At 46.4% G+C, this 20,110-nt stretch carries 19 protein-coding genes; 4 read left to right on the forward strand and 15 right to left on the reverse strand.

Annotated elements, in window-relative coordinates; all coding sequences use genetic code 11:
- The first annotated feature begins 34 nt into the window (after positions 1–34).
- Both gepA and add read left to right on the forward strand, forming a co-directional pair.
- Positions 35–2,587, forward strand: a complete 2,553-nt coding sequence (gene gepA / locus J4N39_RS14310) for a phosphodiesterase GepA (RefSeq protein ID WP_252020624.1) — start codon at positions 35–37, stop codon at positions 2,585–2,587.
- Between the two features lie 96 nt (positions 2,588–2,683).
- Entirely contained in the window at positions 2,684–3,688 is a 1,005-nt protein-coding gene (gene add, locus J4N39_RS14315; protein ID WP_252020626.1) for an adenosine deaminase, read from the forward strand.
- A 112-nt stretch (positions 3,689–3,800) separates the two neighbouring features.
- On the opposite strand, the gene hemN is transcribed toward add, so the two are convergent.
- The 5 genes from hemN to J4N39_RS14340 form a co-directional block, all read right to left on the reverse strand.
- Positions 3,801–5,174, reverse strand: coding sequence for an oxygen-independent coproporphyrinogen III oxidase (gene hemN, locus J4N39_RS14320; protein ID WP_252020628.1), 1,374 nt, complete (start codon positions 5,172–5,174; stop codon positions 3,801–3,803).
- A gap of 164 nt (positions 5,175–5,338) precedes the next feature.
- Positions 5,339–5,830: a DUF2489 domain-containing protein gene (locus tag J4N39_RS14325; protein WP_252020631.1), complete on the reverse strand. Its 492-nt coding sequence runs from the start codon at positions 5,828–5,830 to the stop codon at positions 5,339–5,341.
- Between the two features lie 5 nt (positions 5,831–5,835).
- On the reverse strand, positions 5,836–6,372 hold the full coding sequence (gene yihI, locus J4N39_RS14330; RefSeq protein WP_252020633.1) for a Der GTPase-activating protein YihI: 537 nt from the start codon (positions 6,370–6,372) through the stop codon (positions 5,836–5,838).
- Positions 6,362–7,009 (reverse strand): class I SAM-dependent methyltransferase, encoded by a 648-nt coding sequence (locus J4N39_RS14335; RefSeq protein WP_252020635.1) that lies wholly within the window; start codon positions 7,007–7,009, stop codon positions 6,362–6,364. The genes yihI and J4N39_RS14335 overlap by 11 nt, the downstream gene beginning before the upstream one ends.
- 147 nt (positions 7,010–7,156) lie before the next feature.
- On the reverse strand, positions 7,157–7,774 hold the full coding sequence (locus J4N39_RS14340; RefSeq protein WP_252020637.1) for a c-type cytochrome: 618 nt from the start codon (positions 7,772–7,774) through the stop codon (positions 7,157–7,159).
- Positions 7,775–7,910: 136 nt separating this feature from the next.
- On the opposite strand from J4N39_RS14340, the gene yihA reads away from it, so the two are divergent.
- On the forward strand, positions 7,911–8,570 hold the full coding sequence (gene yihA, locus J4N39_RS14345; protein WP_252020639.1) for a ribosome biogenesis GTP-binding protein YihA/YsxC: 660 nt from the start codon (positions 7,911–7,913) through the stop codon (positions 8,568–8,570).
- A 490-nt stretch (positions 8,571–9,060) separates the two neighbouring features.
- Here the strand turns inward: yihA and spfP are convergent, their stop codons facing one another.
- The 4 genes from spfP to hemB form a co-directional block, all read right to left on the reverse strand.
- The gene (gene spfP, locus J4N39_RS23055) at positions 9,061–9,108 is read right to left on the reverse strand and encodes a small protein SpfP (RefSeq protein WP_438356636.1); all 48 of its coding nucleotides are present in this window, start codon (positions 9,106–9,108) and stop codon (positions 9,061–9,063) included.
- Between the two features lie 191 nt (positions 9,109–9,299).
- Positions 9,300–12,089, reverse strand: coding sequence for a DNA polymerase I (gene polA / locus J4N39_RS14350; protein WP_252020641.1), 2,790 nt, complete (start codon positions 12,087–12,089; stop codon positions 9,300–9,302).
- Positions 12,090–12,696: 607 nt separating this feature from the next.
- Positions 12,697–13,137, reverse strand: coding sequence for a GNAT family N-acetyltransferase (locus J4N39_RS14355; protein WP_503063941.1), 441 nt, complete (start codon positions 13,135–13,137; stop codon positions 12,697–12,699).
- A gap of 69 nt (positions 13,138–13,206) precedes the next feature.
- Positions 13,207–14,256: a porphobilinogen synthase gene (gene hemB, locus J4N39_RS14360; RefSeq protein WP_252020646.1), complete on the reverse strand. Its 1,050-nt coding sequence runs from the start codon at positions 14,254–14,256 to the stop codon at positions 13,207–13,209.
- Positions 14,257–14,422: 166 nt separating this feature from the next.
- Between hemB and J4N39_RS14365 the strand changes: the two genes are divergently transcribed.
- Positions 14,423–15,184 carry a TatD family hydrolase gene (locus tag J4N39_RS14365; protein WP_252020648.1) on the forward strand — a complete coding sequence of 254 codons (762 nt, stop codon included), beginning with the start codon at positions 14,423–14,425 and terminating at the stop codon, positions 15,182–15,184.
- Between the two features lie 296 nt (positions 15,185–15,480).
- Here J4N39_RS14365 and tatC read toward each other — a convergent pair whose 3' ends face one another.
- From tatC to ubiE, 6 genes are all read right to left on the reverse strand, one after another.
- Complete coding sequence (gene tatC, locus J4N39_RS14370) at positions 15,481–16,236, reverse strand: twin-arginine translocase subunit TatC (RefSeq protein ID WP_252020650.1); 756 nt, start codon at positions 16,234–16,236, stop codon at positions 15,481–15,483.
- 77 nt (positions 16,237–16,313) lie between these two features.
- The gene (tatB, locus tag J4N39_RS14375; protein ID WP_252020652.1) at positions 16,314–16,652 is read right to left on the reverse strand and encodes a Sec-independent protein translocase protein TatB; all 339 of its coding nucleotides are present in this window, start codon (positions 16,650–16,652) and stop codon (positions 16,314–16,316) included.
- 3 nt (positions 16,653–16,655) lie between these two features.
- On the reverse strand, positions 16,656–16,904 hold the full coding sequence (gene tatA / locus J4N39_RS14380) for a Sec-independent protein translocase subunit TatA (protein ID WP_252020655.1): 249 nt from the start codon (positions 16,902–16,904) through the stop codon (positions 16,656–16,658).
- Between the two features lie 141 nt (positions 16,905–17,045).
- Positions 17,046–18,680 (reverse strand): ubiquinone biosynthesis regulatory protein kinase UbiB, encoded by a 1,635-nt coding sequence (ubiB, locus tag J4N39_RS14385; protein ID WP_252020657.1) that lies wholly within the window; start codon positions 18,678–18,680, stop codon positions 17,046–17,048.
- Positions 18,677–19,282, reverse strand: coding sequence for a ubiquinone biosynthesis accessory factor UbiJ (locus J4N39_RS14390; protein ID WP_252020659.1), 606 nt, complete (start codon positions 19,280–19,282; stop codon positions 18,677–18,679). The genes ubiB and J4N39_RS14390 overlap by 4 nt, the downstream gene beginning before the upstream one ends.
- Positions 19,283–19,289: 7 nt before the next feature.
- On the reverse strand, positions 19,290–20,051 hold the full coding sequence (gene ubiE, locus J4N39_RS14395; protein WP_252020661.1) for a bifunctional demethylmenaquinone methyltransferase/2-methoxy-6-polyprenyl-1,4-benzoquinol methylase UbiE: 762 nt from the start codon (positions 20,049–20,051) through the stop codon (positions 19,290–19,292).
- Between the last annotated feature and the right edge of the window lie 59 nt (positions 20,052–20,110).

A 20,110-nucleotide genomic window follows, 5' to 3' on the forward strand; every position in this document is an offset into this window, starting at 1 on the left:
GAGATGTAATCAACCGAGTAAGCAAACAACAGCGATGGCACCCAATAAATTAACACTACGTAGCGCCGTTATCTTACCTTTCGTCATCGTATTTTTGGTGACGTTTGGTGTGGTGGCTAGCGTTCAGTACTCCAGCTATGAAAACATGGTTGAGAAAATCAGCCATAAGCAGCTAGTCTCTTTTACTGAGAACATCAAAACCCGTCTCAGTGCTTTTCTTGAAGAGCCATTTCGAGCCAACATGACCTTCACTCGCACCGTGGAGTTCAGTGATCTGTACGAAGAAAACCAAATGCAAGCCATCGAAGACTACCTTTCGATGAGCTTTTCCCACCTATCACCATACATAGAACACCTTGATGTGATTGGCTTTGGTGGCAAGGAAGGAGAATTTATTGGTTTTCGCCGTGAGAACAACGACAGCTTCACCTTGATGCTGCAAGATAGCCGCACCCAAAATGAATTGATCATATATCAAGGCGATGACGCACAATCAGGCATTCGTTCGCGCTTTCAAAACTACGACCCGCGCCAGCGCCCTTGGTACATTCCTGCCGCCGAGTCACTTCAGCCTTCTTGGTCACAGATTTACGCCAATGCCGATGAACGCCAAGAAATTACCCTATCAGCTATTCACCCTGTAATGGGCAACGAGGGCTTGCTCGGTGTAATGGTGTCGGATATTCGCATCAATACTTTCAATAGCTTCCTAAGACAGCAAAAAGCACGTACCACCGCCGCTATGTACATCTTTGACCGAGACAAACGCTTAGTCGCACACTCTGAGCCCGAAGGCGTGGTTTCGTTAGGTACTAAAGAGTCCAGCAAAGGCATGCGCTTGCTGGCCAGCGAAAACAATAACCAAGTCATTGCCAAAAGTGCTGAGTTCATCGACTTTGCACGCCTTGGCGACCCTTACGCTAACTTCAACTTTGAGTTTGAGCTAGAGGGTGAGCGCTACTTTAACAAGCTATCGCGCTTTCAGGGTCACTATGGCCTCGATTGGTACATCATGGTGACCATCTCAGAGCGAGACCTGCTTGGCGAATTACCGACGCAACAGCGCCAAGGGTTATTAATAGCGATTGCCGTGGCACTGGTTGGGTTGTTATTTGGAATGCTGGCGTTTAACCGCATCACCCGCCCAATCACCAGTACTGCAAATGCTGCAAAAGAGTTAGCTAAAGGGGACTGGAACAGCCCGATGCCAGAGCCAGGCAACATCTTCGAAACCAGTATGCTGGTCTCGGCATTTAACAATATGGCTGCTAACCTCAAGCACTCCTTTGACGCACTTCGCTCACAGCTGGTGTTTGACTCTCTAACCCAACTCTACAGCCGCCAAGGCTTGATTGAAGCCAGCTGCAAACTGCGCTCGCTGGACAAAGGTTCCTTGATCCTACTCGGCATCGATCGTTTTCGCGAAATCAACGATAGCCTAGGTCACTACAGTGGAGACCAACTGTTGGTGATCATGTCAGAACGCTTGAAGCTGCAATCGCCAGAAGGTGCCATGTTAGCCAGAGTGGCGGGTGATGAGTTTGCCGTGTTTTTGCCATGCGAGCATCAGCATGAAGAGATTGAAGTGCTCGCCAACCGAATCAAAACCTCTTTTAATGCCCCATTCCAAATGGGCGACGACACCGTCGTAGTGAGTATTTCAATTGGCATGGTTGAAACGGACTCAAGCGCTAATATGAGTACTTGGCTACGTAATGCCAGTATTGCCTTAAGCCATGCTAAACAAGAGCCATTAAGAACCGTGGTTTATCGCCCTGAGATGGCAGATAAGTCACGTAAGAAGACGCAAATCCTCGCCGAACTCAACCAAGCGATTGCCGCCAGTGAGTTTGTGCCTTTCTACCAACCAATCATCGACCTAGAGTCAGGGGAAGTGATTGGCGCAGAAGCACTAGCGCGTTGGGTGTCCGCAGAAAAAGGCGTGATCCCACCATTTGAATTTATTCCGGTGGCCGAAGAGAGCGGCCTTATCGGCGAAATTGGCGCTCAGATACTGCTAAAATCTTGTACCGACACCGCACTTGCGATCCACAGTGGTCAGTGGCCTCAAGATTTCAGCATTCACGTTAACCTGTCAGTGAACCAGCTTTCTCACACCGACTTCATCAGTGAGTTAAAGACCATTTTGCAAGATACCCAGCTACCCGCTGAAAACTTGACCCTAGAGCTGACGGAATCTCGCATTGTTGACAACGACCCTATTATTCTCAAAAACATGCAAGCGATTAAGCAACTTGGCATCAAGATCGCCATTGACGATTTTGGTACAGGCTATTCATCATTGGCTTACCTGCACAAACTGCCCTTTGATTGCCTCAAGATTGATCGCTCGTTTGTCGACCAAATGCGCCAAGAGAATATTGATACTTCCATCGTGGCAGCTATCGTCAACATGGCTGAGGGCTTCAAATCTAACTTAGTCGCAGAAGGTGTTGAGACCAGCGAACAGGCCGATTTGCTGCGTCAACTCGGCTGCCCACAAGCCCAAGGTTACTTGTTTAGCCACCCCATGCCTTTTGCGGACTGGCCAACAAATTTAGTTAACATGCGGAGAGATTCGGCATAATGCGTTGATTTTATGCCGACTCATTACTGACATAATTGGTAATCATTTTTATACTGAGATCTATCATCGGAAATCCAATCGTTCAGGATAGTTATAATGATCACCAAAAATCTGCCCCTCACGGATCTTCACCGTCACCTTGATGGCAATATCCGCAGTGAAACCATTCTCGATCTCGGCAAAAAATTCGGCATCGCCCTTCCCGCTTACGATCTAGAAAGCTTACGCCCACATGTGCAGATTGTTGAAGCTGAACCATCACTGGTCGCTTTTCTATCCAAACTTGACTGGGGTGTTGCGGTCCTTGGCGACTTAGATGCTTGCCGCCGCGTAGCTTATGAGAACGTTGAAGATGCACTTAACGCTCAAATCGACTATGCCGAATTGCGTTTTTCGCCTTACTACATGGCAATGAAACACAACCTGCCTGTGGCTGGTGTGGTAGAAGCGGTCGTAGACGGCGTACAAGCTGGTGTGCGTGACTTTGGCATCAAAGCCAACCTAATTGGCATCATGAGCCGTACCTTTGGCCAGGACGCGTGTCAACAAGAACTGGACGGCCTACTGAGCCAAAAAGACCACCTCGTCGCTATCGACCTTGCAGGTGATGAACTCGGCCAACCGGGCGATCGCTTTGTATCTCACTTCAAGCAAGTGCGTGATGCAGGTCTTCAAGTGACGATTCACGCTGGCGAAGCTGCTGGTGCTGAAAGCATGTGGCAAGCCATTAATGACCTTGGCGCAGTACGTATTGGCCATGGTGTTAAAGCGATTCATGACCCGAAACTGATGGACTACCTTGCACAGAACCGCATTGGAATCGAATCGTGCCTAACGTCTAACTTCCAGACAAGTACCGTTGATTCGCTAGAAAACCACCCAATCAAACAGTTCCTCGACCACGGCGTGATGGCGTGTCTAAACACCGATGACCCAGCTGTTGAAGGCATTGAACTCCCTCACGAGTACGAAGTCGCCGCACCACAAGCTGGCCTAACTCAAGAACAAATCCGCCGCGCACAAATCAACGGCCTTGAATTAGCATTCTTGTCTGATGCTGAGAAAAATGAATTGAAAGAGAAAGTGAAAGACCGAGTGTAAGGTTTTTAGCTTTTGAATACGAAACCGCCGACTCAATGAGTCGGCGGTTTTTGTATATACCGTTAGCGAAGCGTCCGTTAGCCGTTAGCGCCAGCGTCCCCTTTAACCATCTTTAAATCACCCTAGAAAACTGCTGCTGCCTAGCCCTTTGACGCAGGTACTTATCAAAACACATACAGATATTACGGATCAGCAGACGACCTCTAAGTGTTACCTCAATCATCTTGCCATCGTATGTCACTAACTCATCGTCAATGAAAGTCTGAAGCAATTCCAAATCTTCTTTAAAGTAGCGCTTAAAGCCAACACTGAATTGCGTTTCAATCTGGTGAGTATCGAGCTTGAAGTTACAAATAAGCTGTTTGATCACTTCACGACGCAGCAAGTCATCTTGGTCTAGCGACACCCCTTTCCACAAGGCGTGGCGCATCTCATTCACTTGTGCGTAGTACTTCTTCAGCTCTTTTTGGTTCTGTGCATAGCTGTCACCCACCATAGAGATCGACGACACACCAAAACCAATCAGGTCACACTCCCCTTGAGTGGTGTAACCTTGGAAATTACGGTGCAATACTCCATTGCGCTGTGCGACAGCCAGCTCATCATCGGGTAGAGCAAAGTGGTCCATACCGATGAACTGATAACCCGCCCCTGTCAGACGAGCGATGGTGTCTTGTAAGATTGCCATCTTCTCTTCTGCAACTGGCAGGTCTTCATCTTTGATCTTACGTTGTGCAGCAAACAGTTGCGGCATGTGGGCGTAGTTAAACACCGACAAGCGACCTGGGCGCATCTCAAGCACTTGCTCAAGAGTTTTAGCAAAGCTCTCTTTGGTCTGTTTTGGCAGGCCGTAAATCAAGTCTAAGTTGGTTGAGCGAAAACCCAGCGCTTTTGCTCGTGCCACCATATCGAAGATGAACTGCTCATCCTGCTCACGGTTCACTAGACGTTGAACTTCTTTATCGAAGTCCTGAACTCCGATGCTCAAGCGGTTAAACCCTTCGCTGCGCAAATGGTCAAGCATGTCCAATTCGATCTCACGCGGGTCAACTTCGATACTGATCTCTGCATCATCACTAAAGCGGAACTCTTCACGCACCAAGTCCATCACTCGAGTGATTTGAGTATCGGTTAGGAAAGTCGGTGTACCGCCACCAAAATGTAACTGAGTCACTTCACGTTGGTTAAGCAACGCTGCACGCTGACGAATCTCGTGTTCGAGCACATCTAGATACTCGTCTGCCTTATGATGGTGGCGAGTGATCACCTTGTTACAGCCACAGTAGTAACAAAGCTTGTGACAAAATGGGATGTGAATGTACAGCGACAGTGGACGCTCAGGATAACGAGTACAGTCCATGTCTAGCTCAGCGATGGTATAAGCTTCGTGAAACTCTACCGCCGTTGGGTAAGAGGTGTATCTTGGGCCAGAGTAGTTATACTTTTCTAAGATAGCCTGATCCCAAACTATTTGCTCACTCGACATGTTGGTACTTCCGATATTTAAATGCTGGCGCTATTTTGCCATAGGCACTTTTGGCCTACAGAAAATGGTGGAAAATTTATTGGAAAAAAATCCGAATTTGTTGGCTGGATCACTGATAAAGCCAATCGATGCGTGTCCGATTGGCTTTAGGCATACAGATTGGGTTAAGAAACCTGTGCGATTGAGATTTGACTATTGAGGGGTTTGACACGCTGCTGCAGCGTTTTCAGCTCTTCGATCATGGCATCCGCCACTTTCGCTTCTGCTTTTTGACGCTCAAGGTTTTGACGCATGCGGTCTTGCTTAGGTAACTGCTGGCGGTCATCACCACGAGCCATGTCTTTTACCGTGTGGTAAAGCTCACTCAAGGCAGGAAAATCAGTATCCACATCGATGCGCTGTTCACCTTGGATATAATCCAAGATGCAATACACGCGGATACTGATTTCGGATAAGTCGCACTGACCTTGAATCGCCGCCATGCAAAGCAAGTCGACATTCTCAAAGATATTGGCGTTGCGTTTTTCAATCGCCAACTGCTGGTGTTGCTCTTGAAGGGCTTTTTGCTTCTTCAACTGCAACAACAAGTAGCCAGCGTAAGTCGCTAAACCTAAGATGATCACGCCACCAATCGCTAGCAGTACGACAACATCCATATTTCTTAGTCCTTAAATTCATCCATATCAAAGTCATCGAACTCGCCAAGCAGATCTTCATCACTGATGCTGCTGATTGCAGGTTCTGAATCTTGAGATGACTCGTCTTCGTAGATTCCAAGCTGTTTCATCAACACTTCAATGCGATCAAGTTTCTCATCGACGTATTTCTGAAGACCAGCACCAAGGTTTTCACCTGACTCTAGACGGTCTAGCAACACATTAAGCTGGGTGTCATTTTCTAGCATCGCCAATTCTTGCTCGGCGCTTAAACGGCGTTCTGCTTTAGTTTGCTTCTTCACTGGCTCAATGATCAGTGGAATTTTTTTCTTGCTGCCTAAGCGAGGGTCTTTCGCTTTGCCACCATGAGTTTGATTGGTGCTCTCACCTTCAGAGTGACGACTACCAGACTTCAAACCTTTGCGTTTTTTAGCACGCTTACGCAAGCGACCATCAACGTCTGATTGGGTGCGGTTTCGGGTTACAACAAATTCTGGTGCGCCAGCAGCGCCAGGTTTTCTAGATTTCTTACTACGACTCATTACCGGGTTTCCTCAGTAAAATTACATCTTTGCCAATAAATTCGAGCTGGAGTCCGTCCCTATCGGCCAGATAGCAAAAGGTATTCTGGCTAAAAAAGCTCACATGGGTAAGGTCATTTTTATAGTGCCAAGTGGCAAAGGCTTCTGCGTCTTTAACCATCTTGGTCATTACGCCAATCCAACCACCTGGTTTCACTAATTTTAACCATTGCTGCCATACAGATTTTGGATCGAACAAATGTTCAATCACTTCCGTGGCAGTCATAAAATCATACTGTCTCTCAAGTACTGATCGATCTGGATAATAGTAAAGGTCATATAAAGACATTACATGTCCGTTTTCTTCAAGCATCAAGGATAGTGTTGGACCAGGGCCACAACCAAAATCCAGCCCCAAACTGTTAGGTGCAATACGCTCCAACATTGGTGTTGACATACGGCTTAAAAAACTACGGTATCCAGCATCATTTGGATCATTCTCATGGAGATCATAGAAGGCTTTCTCGCGCTTCGCATCCAACCTATCATTTGGGTTGACGAACACGAGTTCACATCTAGGACACTGCAGATACTCTCGATGAGAATCTTCATAAAAGTGGTGTGTCGAAGTATGTTCACAAAGTGGACAAGAGTGCATTATTGGCCTTCCTCCATCAGGGATGCGCAACATACCAGAAAGTGATAACAGAGTGGAGTTTTATTGAGCACTTTTTTCTTCAAAAAGACAAAAAGCGACAGCTATTGCTGTCGCCTCTCTTTATCTTGGGCTGATCGGTATAAAAATTTAGTGAAGACCACCAACGTACTTTGAAATTACTTCGATATCGTTGTCTGTCATCTTCATTGCGATATCACGCATCATGGCGTTCATATCATTGTTACGTTCAGCGTCGCGGAACTTAAGCAGTTGCGCTTTAACGTAGTCAGCGTGTTGACCAGAAATTTTCGGGAAACCTGAAAGCTCTGTACCGTTACCACGAGGACCGTGACAAGCGATACACGCGGTTAAACCACGCTCCATATCCCCTGCTTGGTACAAAATTTTGCCTTGTGCTACTACATCTTCTGGCGTTGAGTTTTCAGAAATTGGTAGTGAAGCATAGTATGCCGCTAAGTCGGCAATATCTTGGTCAGAAAGTGGCATCGCCATTGGGCTCATTACAGGATCATAACGACCTTGCTTACCCATTGTTTCACCACCAAGTTTGAGATCTTTTAGCTGCTTTTCCGTGTATTTAGCGTGTTGACCCGCCAACTTAGGATAAGTAGTGATTAGACTGTTGCCATCTGCGTTATGACAGGCAGCACATGTGGCTGATTTTGCCTTGCCAGCTTCTATATTACCTTGAGCCCACGCAGTGCAGCTGGCCAATAAACTCAAGATTAGCGCTAATTTCTTCATGACATTCCATTATAATTATCAAGCTTCCAGTACCACGTATTGTGGGTGCTCATGGTACAATAGACGACCTTATACCGATCACGGTTATTTTACACAAATTAACGAAAAAGTAATCAATCGACTACACAAAGACGAGATGGAGTTAACAGTGAGCGTAAAAATTCATTACCAAAATACGCATTTTATAACGAGTGCACCCGATATTCGCCATATGCCAGAGGATGTGGGTATCGAAGTTGCGTTTGCTGGACGCTCCAACGCAGGCAAGTCGAGCGCACTTAACCGACTGACAAACCAAAAAAGTTTAGCCAAAACCAGTAAGACTCCGGGTCGTACTCAGCTAATTAACCTATTCAAGGTTCGCGATTACTGTCACATCGTTGATCTACCGGGTTATGGTTTTGCCCAGGTTCCGCTTGAAATGAAGAAGAAGTGGCAGAAATCTCTAGGTGAATACCTACAAAAGCGCGAATCTCTGCGTGGTTTGGTGGTATTAATGGATATTCGCCACCCAATGAAAGATCTCGACCAGCAACTGATTTTCTGGGCGGTTGAATCGGGCATTCCAGTACAAGTCCTGCTAACCAAAGCAGATAAATTGAAAAGTGGTGCTCGCAAAGCTGAATTACTGAAAATTCGTAAAATGGCGGTTGGTTTTGGTGGCGAAGTTGAAGTGGACGTATTCTCTTCACTGAAAGGCATCGGTGTCGATCAGCTACGCGCTAAACTGGATTCTTGGTTCGCACCTGCTCTAGAGTGGGATGCAGAAGAGTCAGAAGGAAACGAAGGCGAGTAACTTTCGCTTGTGGCACATGGTAGCCACCCTCTCCTCTCGTAATTGGCTTTCAATGCCAATAAAGTCCCCACCTCTTGGGTGGGGCAACGGGAGAGAAATAGGAGGTATTATTATTATGCTAAAAAGCATTAAATAAGCGCCCCCAAAACTCAAGCCATTTCTACTATTTTTTGTTCAATTCTTGCTACGTAACCCCTAAATCATCAGCTATCTAGGCCAAAATCTCCTTTCTTGAACACTTCGGTAACGTCACTTCCGCTTAATTCACTACAAAAAGTATGTTTTTGTTCTGACGGATTTTTATAACAGATTAATCAAACGTGAAATCGATAGCTGAGATGCATAGCTTGGAATATTTTATTGCTAAAGGCAGTTTTGATAGGAAGAAATATGCTCGATGCGAAAAGAAAACATCAAGAAAAGGTGCTGTAAGTTTTTGTTTTGGCACAATAAAAAACGCCCCAGTCAAAAACTGACTGGGGCGGCTGAATCAGCCTAATCCAATAACGTGAAACAAAAGGTCTGAAAGATAGAACATCTTACCTCTGTACCCTACGAGAGATAATGTACAACAATTGCTCAGAAATGGAAACTATTTTCGTAGTTTTTTTTCATTAAAATTTTATTACTGACGTTTTGGTGAATGATTACAACCACTTTATTAACATTAAAAAAAAGCCAGCGTGTGCGCTGGCTCATGTCATTTAGCTGTTTTTGGGCAAAAAATGTTTAGTGTGCCTGATCCCAGTTATCACCATGACCCGCTTCTGCGACCAATGGCACATCAAGCGTTGCCGCAGATTCCATCAGTTTTTGTACTTTACTTTCAACTTCAGCCAACGCGTCTTCATCTACCTCAAGAACCAATTCATCGTGTACTTGCATTAATAGTGTCACTCGGCCATTGCCTTCGGCTTCAATCCATTCATCCACCAGCAGCATCGCTTTCTTGATGATATCTGCCGCTGTGCCTTGCATTGGGGCGTTAATCGCAGCACGCTCTGCCGCTTTACGACGCATGCCGTTTCGAGATTTGATCTCTGGCAGATGCAGACGACGACCAAAGATGGTCTCAACATAGCCCAGCTCGGATGCAGTGCTTCGGGTATCTTCCATGTACTGCATCACGCCCGGATAGCGCTCAAAGTAGGTATCCATGTAATTTTGTGCTTCGCCACGTGGAATGCCTAACTGCTTGGCAAGACCAAAGGCACTCATACCATAGATAAGGCCAAAGTTGATTGCCTTAGCACGACGACGCTGCTCTGAGCTTACCTCTGAGATATCAACGCCCATTACCTCAGCAGCCGTTGCTGCGTGGATATCTTTGCCGTGAGCAAAGGCATCTAATAGCGCTTTATCTCCTGATAGGTGCGCCATGATACGCAGCTCAATCTGAGAGTAATCGACCGCCAAGATTTTCTTACCATGAGGCGCAATAAATGCCTGACGGATACGACGGCCTTCTTCGTTACGGATTGGAATGTTCTGCAGGTTTGGATCGGTCGATGATAGACGGCCCGTTGCTGCTACCGCTTGATGGTATGAAGTGTGAACACGACCCGTCTGCGCATTGATCATCTTCGGCAACTTATCGGTGTAAGTGGTTTTCAGCTTAGCTAGGCTGCGGTACTCAAGGATAAGTTTTGGCAGTGGGTAATCCAGCGCCAGTTCTTGCAGCACCTCTTCATTGGTTGATGGAGCACCTGATGGTGTCTTCTTCACCACTGGCAGCCCCATCTTTTCAAACAGGATCGCTTGCAGCTGTTTTGGCGAGGCTAAGTTGAACTCTTCGCCAGCGACTTCAAATGCTTTTTGTTCCAGTTCATCAAGACGAACGGCGATCTCTTGAGATTGGTTAGCAAGCATAAACTCGTCAACCAATACCCCGTTGCGCTCCATGCGAGAAAGCACAGGGATCAGTGGCACTTCGATATCTTGGTAAATCGACTTTAGTTTGTCATCAGATTCGATCTGACCGAAGATGCGGTTATGCAGACGCAGTGTGACATCGGCATCTTCTGCCGCATAAGGTGACGCTTCTTCTAGTTCGATCTGGTTGAAAGTCAGAGCCTTCTTACCTTTACCTGCAATGGTCTCAAATGAGATGCAGCTATGTTGGAGGAAGCGTAGTGCGAGGCTATCCATATCGTGCTTGCCGCCCACGCTGTTGTAGACGTATGACGCCAGCATGGTGTCATGAGCAATGCCCTGCATCTCGATATCGTAACGAGCCAGTACGCTAGCATCGTATTTTAGGTTTTGACCCACTTTGGCTTTGTTGGCATCTTCCAACAAAGGTTTTAGCTCCGCCAGTACCCAATCACGATCAAGCTGCTCAGGCGCATCTAGGTAGTCATGGGCAACAGGTACGTAAGCCGCCTCGCCTTCAGCCGTTGCAAACGAGAGACCCACAAGGTTAGCTACCATGTAATCCAGACTATCTGTTTCAGTATCAAAGGCGATAAGTTCGGCTTTTTCTAGCTTCTTCTTCCACTCAGCGAAGCTTTCTTTATCTAGTACCGTATCGTATTGACTGCGATCGATAGTGATAGCACTGGTGTCCATTTCGTCTGCAGATGCAGAAGAATTGCTCACTGCCGCCGAGCGCTCTACGGCTTCAACTTCACCAGTGCCACCTTCAAGTAGCTCGTTTAGCCAAGATTTAAACACTAGCTTGCCAAAGTGCTGGATCAGCTCATCTTTGTTTGGTGGCTGCTTAACCAGATCTTGTGGTGTCATCTCTAGCTCAACATCTAGCTTGATGGTTGCCAGCTGATACGAAAGTTCTGCGTTTTCTTTGTTGTCGGTCAGTTTCTTAGCCATGGTCTTAGAGCCACGGAAGCCAAGTGGCGCAATGTCATCTAGGCGCTCATAAAGATCTTTCAGGCCACCGATACCTTGTAGTAGTGCCGTTGCCGTCTTATCACCGACTCCTGGAACACCTGGAATGTTATCGACTTTATCGCCCATCAGCGCTAGGTAGTCGATGATAAGCTCTGGCGGGATACCGAATTTCTCGATCACGCCTTCACGGTCTAGTACCACATTGGTCATGGTGTTGATCAGAGTAACGTTATCATCTACTAGCTGCGCCATATCTTTATCACCAGTACTGATCAGAACAGGCATACCCGCTTGGGAAGCCTGATGCGCTAACGTACCAATCACGTCATCCGCTTCTACACCAGGGATCGAAATAAGTGGCAGGCCCATCGCCTTAATCACGTTGTGTAGCGGTTCAATCTGACAGCGTAAATCATCTGGCATTGGTGGACGGTTTGCTTTGTACTCTGGGTACATGTCGTCACGGAACGTTTTGCCTTTGGCATCGAAAATTACTGCAATTCGGTCTGATGAGAATTGGCGCATCATGCTACGCAGCATGTTCACAACACCATAAACGGCATTGGTCGGGATCTCACCATTACTCATAGTGCCTGGATAAGCGTGGAATGCGCGATATAGATATGATGAGCCGTCGATAAGAATTAACGGATTTTCAGGAATAGTTGCCATAGTCAATTGGGTCCAGTGGCTGTTTTTTGATTGAGCTAAGGATGCCATGTCTATGGTTTTAATGCCATTAGGGTATTGGGGAAATGTGTTGCTGATAAATAGAGCAACTCCGCAATTAATTGCTGCTTAAATGCACTTCATTTGTGCACTTTTAGCTCACCAATTCTGTGGATAACTCTGTTAGCAAAACTTATTCACAGGGAATTCACATTAAATATTCATACGTCACCACACATTTAAGTCATTTAAATACAGCAACTTAACTCAAATAGATCATGATGATCTTTGATCAAAATTAGATCATGCCATGTGGAAAAGTTATTGAAGGAAACCTTACATCGCTCCCAAAAATCTGCAAGCAAAAAAAAAGCGACATCATAAGATGTCGCTTAGCATAGTGGGCACAACCATATTAAAAATATCGTTAGCCGAAAAGCTAAAATACACTGGAAGCAATGTGAGCAATGTCGTGTCATTCAAGAATTCGTCAAAAGTCCATTTGAAATGCCTTGGCAAAACTTGCGGGCTTTTGTCTTGTTCCCTAAGACGGCTTAAATAATAACAATTCTCACTTAGAGATCAAGAGGTAAATGATAATTTTTCTCATTTAATTTTTATGAAGGTGTTTTTTAAACCAGATCCTGGATTCAATTTCAGGCACTTTGGGTTCAAAATCATCAATCATGTAGCTGTTTTTTATAAGAAATCTTAGCATGTTGCCAAATTGATTGCGCGACTTAACCTTGAGCGTTTTATAGCCTCTTTTCATTACCCACTGTTCTTGGTAATCAAGCAAAGCCTGGGCTGTACCCTGTTTGCGTCCAATTGGAGCCACACCGCCAAACCAACTGTAGTAAGTATTGTTGTCTAAAGCATATCCAATTTTAAAGCCAATCAGTTCCCCTTCGAGCTCTGCGACTAACACTAAGGCATCGTCAAACCGCTCAATTCGACTGGCTAAACTGGTGACAGTCTCTTTGGTCACAAACTCCGGAATAGCATTCACCACCTGCACACACTCTTGTAAGGTCCCGACTCGAATTTTCATGGTTATTTCTCTATTGGATAAAAACAAAAAGCTGGGCGAACCCAGCTTTTTCATTGAACTTATAAGGATTTAGTCTTGCGACTGTTCAACGCTCGCCAAAGGCTCGGCACCTTCTTCAGCAAGCCACATCGCAACGTCTTTAGCGAAGTAAGTCAAAATGCCATCCGCACCAGCACGTTTAAAACACAGCAGAGATTCCAGTACGGTTTCACGCTCTTTCAGCCAACCATTTTGAATCGCCGCTTTATGCATGGCGTACTCACCAGAGACTTGATAAGCAAACGTCGGCACTTGCAGCTCATGCTTAACTCGACGCACGACATCTAAATACGGCATGCCCGGTTTTACCATTACCATGTCCGCACCTTCATTCACATCCATGGCGACTTCATGCAAAGCTTCATCACTGTTGGCTGGGTCCATCTGATAGGTTTTCTTGTCACCACCTTTCAGGTTCGCCGCTGATCCAACCGCATAACGGAAAGGACCGTAATAGTGAGAGGCATATTTTGCAGAGTACGCCATGATTTGAGTGTGGATATGACCCGCTTCTTCCAAAGCCTTGCGAATTTCGCCAATACGACCATCCATCATATCCGATGGTGCAACCACATCTGCGCCTGCTTCAGCATGAGAAATGGCCTGCTTGATCAGCACTTCGGTCGTTTCATCATTAAGCACGTAGCCATCTTCATCAATGATGCCGTCTTGGCCATGCGTCGTGAACGGGTCCAGCGCCACATCAGTGATCACACCCATTTCCGGCACGTGCTGCTTTAATTCTATAACCGCTCGCTGAACCAAGCCGTCAGGGCTGAAGGCTTCTGAGGCGCACAGACTTTTGGCGTCTTGATTCACCACTGGAAATAGCGCAATGGCAGGGACACCAAGCTTGGCGAGTTGCTGAGCTTCTTCAATCATGAGATCGATAGAAAGACGTTCGATACCTGGCATCGAGTCTACGGTTTCACGACGATTTTTACCCATCAAAATAAACATCGGGTAGATAAGGTCATTCACGCTTAACTGGTTTTCCGCCATGAGACGGCGGCTGAAGTCATGTTTACGCATACGGCGCATACGACGAGCAGGAAATTGCCCCTGAATTGAAACCGACACACAGTTCTCCTTGTTCGGTGGAATGCTGGCAATGACTATACCACTGCCCTGCGTTGCAAACAGCCCTAGCAACCAAAAATGCCCTAGGGCGCAACATTCTACCTACAGGATGTTCATCGAATCACGTTATACTGTGCACTCATCCAACCCATTACCGAGATTGACCATGATTGATACCCACGCCCATATCTACGCTGCTGAATTTGATAATGACCGAGATGAGATGGTGCAAAGAGCCAAACAGCAAGGGATCGAAAAAATCATCATGCCAAATATCGATTTGGAATCGATAGAACCGATGCTCGCAACCCAAGCGGCTTACCCTGAACTGTGTCACTCCACGCTTGGTCTGCATCCTTGTTATGTCGATGGGGATGTGGATACTGTGCTTGCGAAACTGCGACCAATGTTCGAGCAGGGCAGTTTTATCGCTGTCGGAGAGATCGGTATCGATCTGTATTGGGATAAAACCTTTAAAGCCCAGCAGGAGCACGCTTTTGTCACTCAGCTGCAGTGGGCGAAAGAGCTAGACCTTCCAGTAATTATTCATACTCGTGATTCAATTGAAGAGACACTGGCACTGCTCAAAACCGTTCAAGACGGCTCGCTACGTGGGGTATTTCACTGCTTTGGCGGCAGCTTAGCGGAAGCGAATGCCATTATTGAACTTGGGTTCCACTTGGGCCTTGGCGGTGTCACTACCTTCAAAAATGGGGGGATGGACAAAGTAGTTCCCGAGCTAGACATCAACTGGCTAATCTTGGAGACCGACTGTCCTTACCTAGCCCCTGTGCCTCATCGCGGTAAACGTAATGAACCTGCTTATGTCAGCTTAGTGGCACAAAAAATTGCGGAATACATAGGTGTACCTGTCGATGATGTAGTTGCAAAAACCACCTACAATGCTCGCCAGCTGTTTAATATTTGAGAGCTAAGTTACTATTGATAAATCTAACAAAGCCAATGAAATCATTGTAAAAATTAATGGGTTTTTACAAAATTCATTTTAAATTGCTATGAGCACGGTTTAATATGCATATCATTTTCTATGAGTTGAAGAGGTATCATATGAACGGCTGCAAGCACAACTCCCACTTGGTTCGTCGAAAACGAACACTTTGGGAGCGCCTTTTGAGGGTTAAAGAAGTTTACATTTGTCAAAATTGCGGGCAAGAAATCACTGTTAAATAGAAAATGGGCACCTTGTGGTGCCCATTTTTAGTTCTAATCTTGTTCCTGTTCTTCTTGCTCTTCCTGATCTCGCCTAGTGTAGAAACGAGCAAAGAACAGCCCAACTTCAAACAGTAGGCACATAGGAATAGCGAGCAAGGTTTGCGAAATCATGTCTGGAGGCGTGAGCAACATGCCGACAATAAAAGCCGCCACGACAATATATGGACGTTTTGCTTTTAAGCTCTGAACATCCGTCGCACCAGTCCAACACAACAAAATGATGGCGACGGGTACTTCAAATGCGATACCAAATGCCATAAACAGGGCTAGTACAAAATCTAAGTAGCTTGAAATATCAGTTGCAAATTCAACGCCACCTAAAGAGATAGCGGTGAAAAAGCTAAACACCAGTGGAAATACCACAAAGTACGCAAATGCCACACCGCAGTAAAATAACAGTGAGCTTGAGAACATCAGTGGCATGATCAAGCGCCGTTCGTGCTTGTAGAGCCCAGGGGCTACGAATGCCCAAATTTGGTACAAGATCATTGGCACCGCCACAAACACCGATGCCACCAAAGTCAGCTTCAATGGGGTGAAAAATGGCGACGCAACGTCTGTTGCGATCATGGTAGCGCCTTCTGGCAAGCGCTCAATTAATGGTGATGAGACAAACTCATAGATGTCACCAGAAAACCAAATCAATGCCAAGAACACCACCATCACAGCGCCTAAGGCTTTAAGAAGACGGTTTCTCAGTTCAATCAGGTGTGCAAGTAGTGGTTGTGTCTGCTCTGCAGTAGACATAATGTTCCTCAACCAAATGTAAAGCGGCACACGATGCGCCGCTTTTTAACTCAAGCTTTGTCACCTCAACGAGGTGGTTAGTCAGCTTGCTTTGAAGAAGGCTTGTTTGACTCTGAATCGCTACTAGCGTACGGACGCTGCACGTCTTGGGCCGCTTTTTTCAACTCATCAACCGACGCCTTTAAGTCAGGTGACAAATCTTCCATGCCCATTTTTTCCGCTTTGCGTAGGTTTTCTTGCAGCTCTTGCACTTTCAACTCATGTGAAAGCTCGTCCTTCACATTATTCGCCATGCTTTTCGCCGCCCCAACAAATCGTGACACGTTACGAATGGCGACAGGAAGACGCTCAGGGCCAAGTACAACTAAGCCGACAACGGAAATCAGGATCAGCTCCCAGAAACCGATATCAAACACAGCTTACGCCTGCTCTTTGTCTTTCTTGCTGTCTGTCGATTCAGCTTGAGCCGACTTTTGCTCGATGTTCTTTTGTTCGAAATCAGCGTCTTTCTTATCTGACTTGTCTGATTCGTCTTCATTCATCGCTTTCTTGAAGCCTTTTACTGCACCGCCAAGATCGCCACCAATGTTGCGAAGTTTCTTAGTACCAAATAGTAAAATGACGATAACGGCAATGATCAACAGTTGCCAAATACTGATTCCACCCATGTGTTTCTCTTTCCTCGGGATATGACGATTAGGTTACATTACATCAATTGACTGCTTAAGACTGTGAATTAAACGCCAGTAATAGCGTCAAAAACGGTCTACAGACACTTATCCAGCCATCAACAATGACGTGATAGGCAATTAACGGCTTAATTTACGCCAGCTAAGTAACCAAAATATGACACCCAGGCCACTTGGTACACTTGCAGCGATTAAATCACCGGTCGTAAATAATATGGCACCGCACACAATCAGTGTGGCGCCGATGCCAAACAAAAACCTTGCGGTTGCTTGTTGGCGTTTCGATTCTCGATAACCTTGATAGAGGTTATCCAAGCGCTGATTTAAATTACGCCCTTGCTTTAGACTGTCGTAAAGCATTTCTGGCAACTCTGGCAGCTTTTCCGCCCAGAATGGCGCTCTATCTTTAACAGCATTAATCACCGCTTGCGGGCCGACTTGATTAGCCATCCATTTCTCTAGGAAAGGTTTTGCCGTTTCCCATAAATCAAGCTGAGGATACAACTGTCGACCTAAGCCTTCAACGTAAAGCAGCGTTTTCTGCAACAGAACCAGCTGTGGCTGTACTTCCATGTTGAAACGGCGTGCCGTATTGAACAGATTCAGCAGCACGTGACCAAATGAAATTTCACACAGCGGTTTGGCAAAAATGGGCTCACACACCATACGAATGGCGAACTCAAATTCCTGCACATTGGTATCTGCTGGTACCCAGCCAGAATCTACGTGAAGCTGCGCCACTTTGTTGTAGTCACGGTTGAAGAAGGCGAGGAAGTTTTCCGCCAGATAGCGCTTATCTTCTCCATTTAAAGTGCCGACAATGCCGCAATCCAAGCCAATCCACATTGGATTTTCTGGATGTTCCGGCTTAACGAATACGTTACCCGGATGCATATCTGCATGGAAAAAGCTGTCGCGAAATACTTGGGTAAAGAAAACACTCACCCCACGTTCCGCTAAGAGCTTCATATTGGTGCCATTGGCTTTGAGCGCTTCAATGTCGGAAACCTGTATGCCGTAGATTCGCTCCGATACCATCAACTCTTCGGAGCTAAGATCGGTAATCACTTCCGGCACGTAAAGCTCTTCGCTGCCTTCAAAGTTTCTTCGCAGTTGAATCGCATTCGCCGCTTCACGGCGTAAATCCAGCTCATCCAGCAGAGTCTTTTCGTATTCGCGAACCACTTCGACAGGCTTTAAACGACGAGCTTCAGGCAAGGCTTTAGCGACAATTCTTGCCATGCGATACATTAACTTAAGGTCTGCACTGATCACAGGTTTAATGTCAGGACGAATGATCTTAAGCACCACTTCTCGACCGTTCTCTTTCAAAGTAGCGGTATGCACTTGAGCGATAGAAGCCGATGCAAGCGGCTCGATATCAAAATCGTCAAACCAAGTCTCGAGAGTTCCGCCTAGTGCTTTTTCCATCTGCTGCTTAGCAAGTGCGCCATCAAATGGAGCAACTTGGTCTTGCAACATTGCTAGCTGATCAGCGATATGCGGAGGAAACAGGTCTCGGCGAGTCGACATCATCTGGCCAAACTTAATCCATACCGGACCAAGCGACTGAAGCGCTAAGCGCAGACGCTCACCAAGCGGTTTATCTTGATGACAATTTTGAATCCAAAACAGACCCTTGCGAGCCAGTAGTGGGGTACGAGTTAAGTGGTGTTCTGGCAGCATTTCATCCAGACCATACTCGAGCAAAACTTTGGTGATGCGGTATAAACGGCGCAGTTCGGTTGGGGTCATACCTTCTCCACCAGCGCTTGTATACGAGCTTCGATTTGGTTGGCTTGGCTACGCAAGTCATCAACCTGATCACAAAAATGAGCAATTTCGAGTGCTGGCGGGGCAAGACGCCACTCTTCTGTCACCGCTTGCGCAAGGTGTCTATGCTTACGCATGGCACTGTTTTTTACCCACTGAGCAGTATTCTTAGCACCGGAGACCAAGGTGTGCGCTACCACATCGCCCGTGACTCTTGAGAGCCACTCTTCGATATCTGGCTTTGCATCAGCCAGCAATTGGGAAAACGCTTGAGCCAGCTGAATATCCCCTTCAAGCACCAGTTTATCTTGCTTGATCAATTGGGTAATGTTGGCCTGATCGCGCAGCGCTGGCAAAGTTTCTAGTTTCAACGACAAAAAGCAATCGGGATTGCCTTCGTATTGTGCTAACACATCAACTTGTTGGCTGAACACAAAGGTCAGTTTTTTTGAAAACTCTTGCAGCTCAACTTGAATCACTTTGCCCTTCAAACGTCCAAGGCGACGCACTAATGCTGGGTCGTCTTGGATAAGAAGGTTCAGGCTTGACTCAATCGCCGCCGTCACTAATGGATCAAATGGCATGAGCACCTCAGAATTTATAACCGCGGTGCAGCGCCACTATGCCACCCGTTAGATTGTAATAACTGGTCTTTTCAAACCCAGCGTTATCCATCATGCCTTGCAAGGTGTCTTGGTCTGGGTGCATGCGAATAGATTCCGCAAGGTAGCGATAACTTTCGGCATCATTGGCTACCAGCTCACCCATTTTTGGCAACAGGTGGAACGAGTAGGCGTCGTAGATTTTTGATAATGGCTCAAGAATTGGCTTAGAAAACTCTAGTACTAACAGGCGACCACCTGGCTTAAGAACGCGGAACATCGAACGCAGAGCTTTATCTTTGTCGGTCACGTTACGTAGGCAGAAACTGATAGTGATACAGTCAAAATAATCGTCAGGGAATGGTAGCTCTTCAGCATTGGCTTGCACGTAATGTACGTTGCCCACAATGCCACTATCTCTTAGCTTGTCGCGACCAACATTGAGCATTGAATTGTTGATGTCAGCGAGGATCACATGGCCTTTTTCACCCACGATGCGTGAGAATTTAGCCGTTAGGTCACCCGTACCACCACCAAGGTCAAGCACACGTTGTCCTGGACGAACGCCGCTACAATCAATGGTGAAACGCTTCCAAAGACGGTGTACGCCACCCGACATCAAATCATTCATAATGTCGTATTTTGCAGCTACTGAGTGAAAAACCTCAGCTACTTTCGCCACTTTTTCTTCTTTGGCGACGGTTTGGTAGCCAAAATGGGTAGTATCTTGTTGAGCGCTTACTTCTGTCATCTTTTTTCCTTGTGAACAATCCAGCGGTCGGTGTTACCTCGCGACGAAGTCTTCCTTTT

Source organism: Vibrio sp. SCSIO 43136 (genome assembly GCF_023716565.1).
Classification (GTDB): domain Bacteria; phylum Pseudomonadota; class Gammaproteobacteria; order Enterobacterales; family Vibrionaceae; genus Vibrio.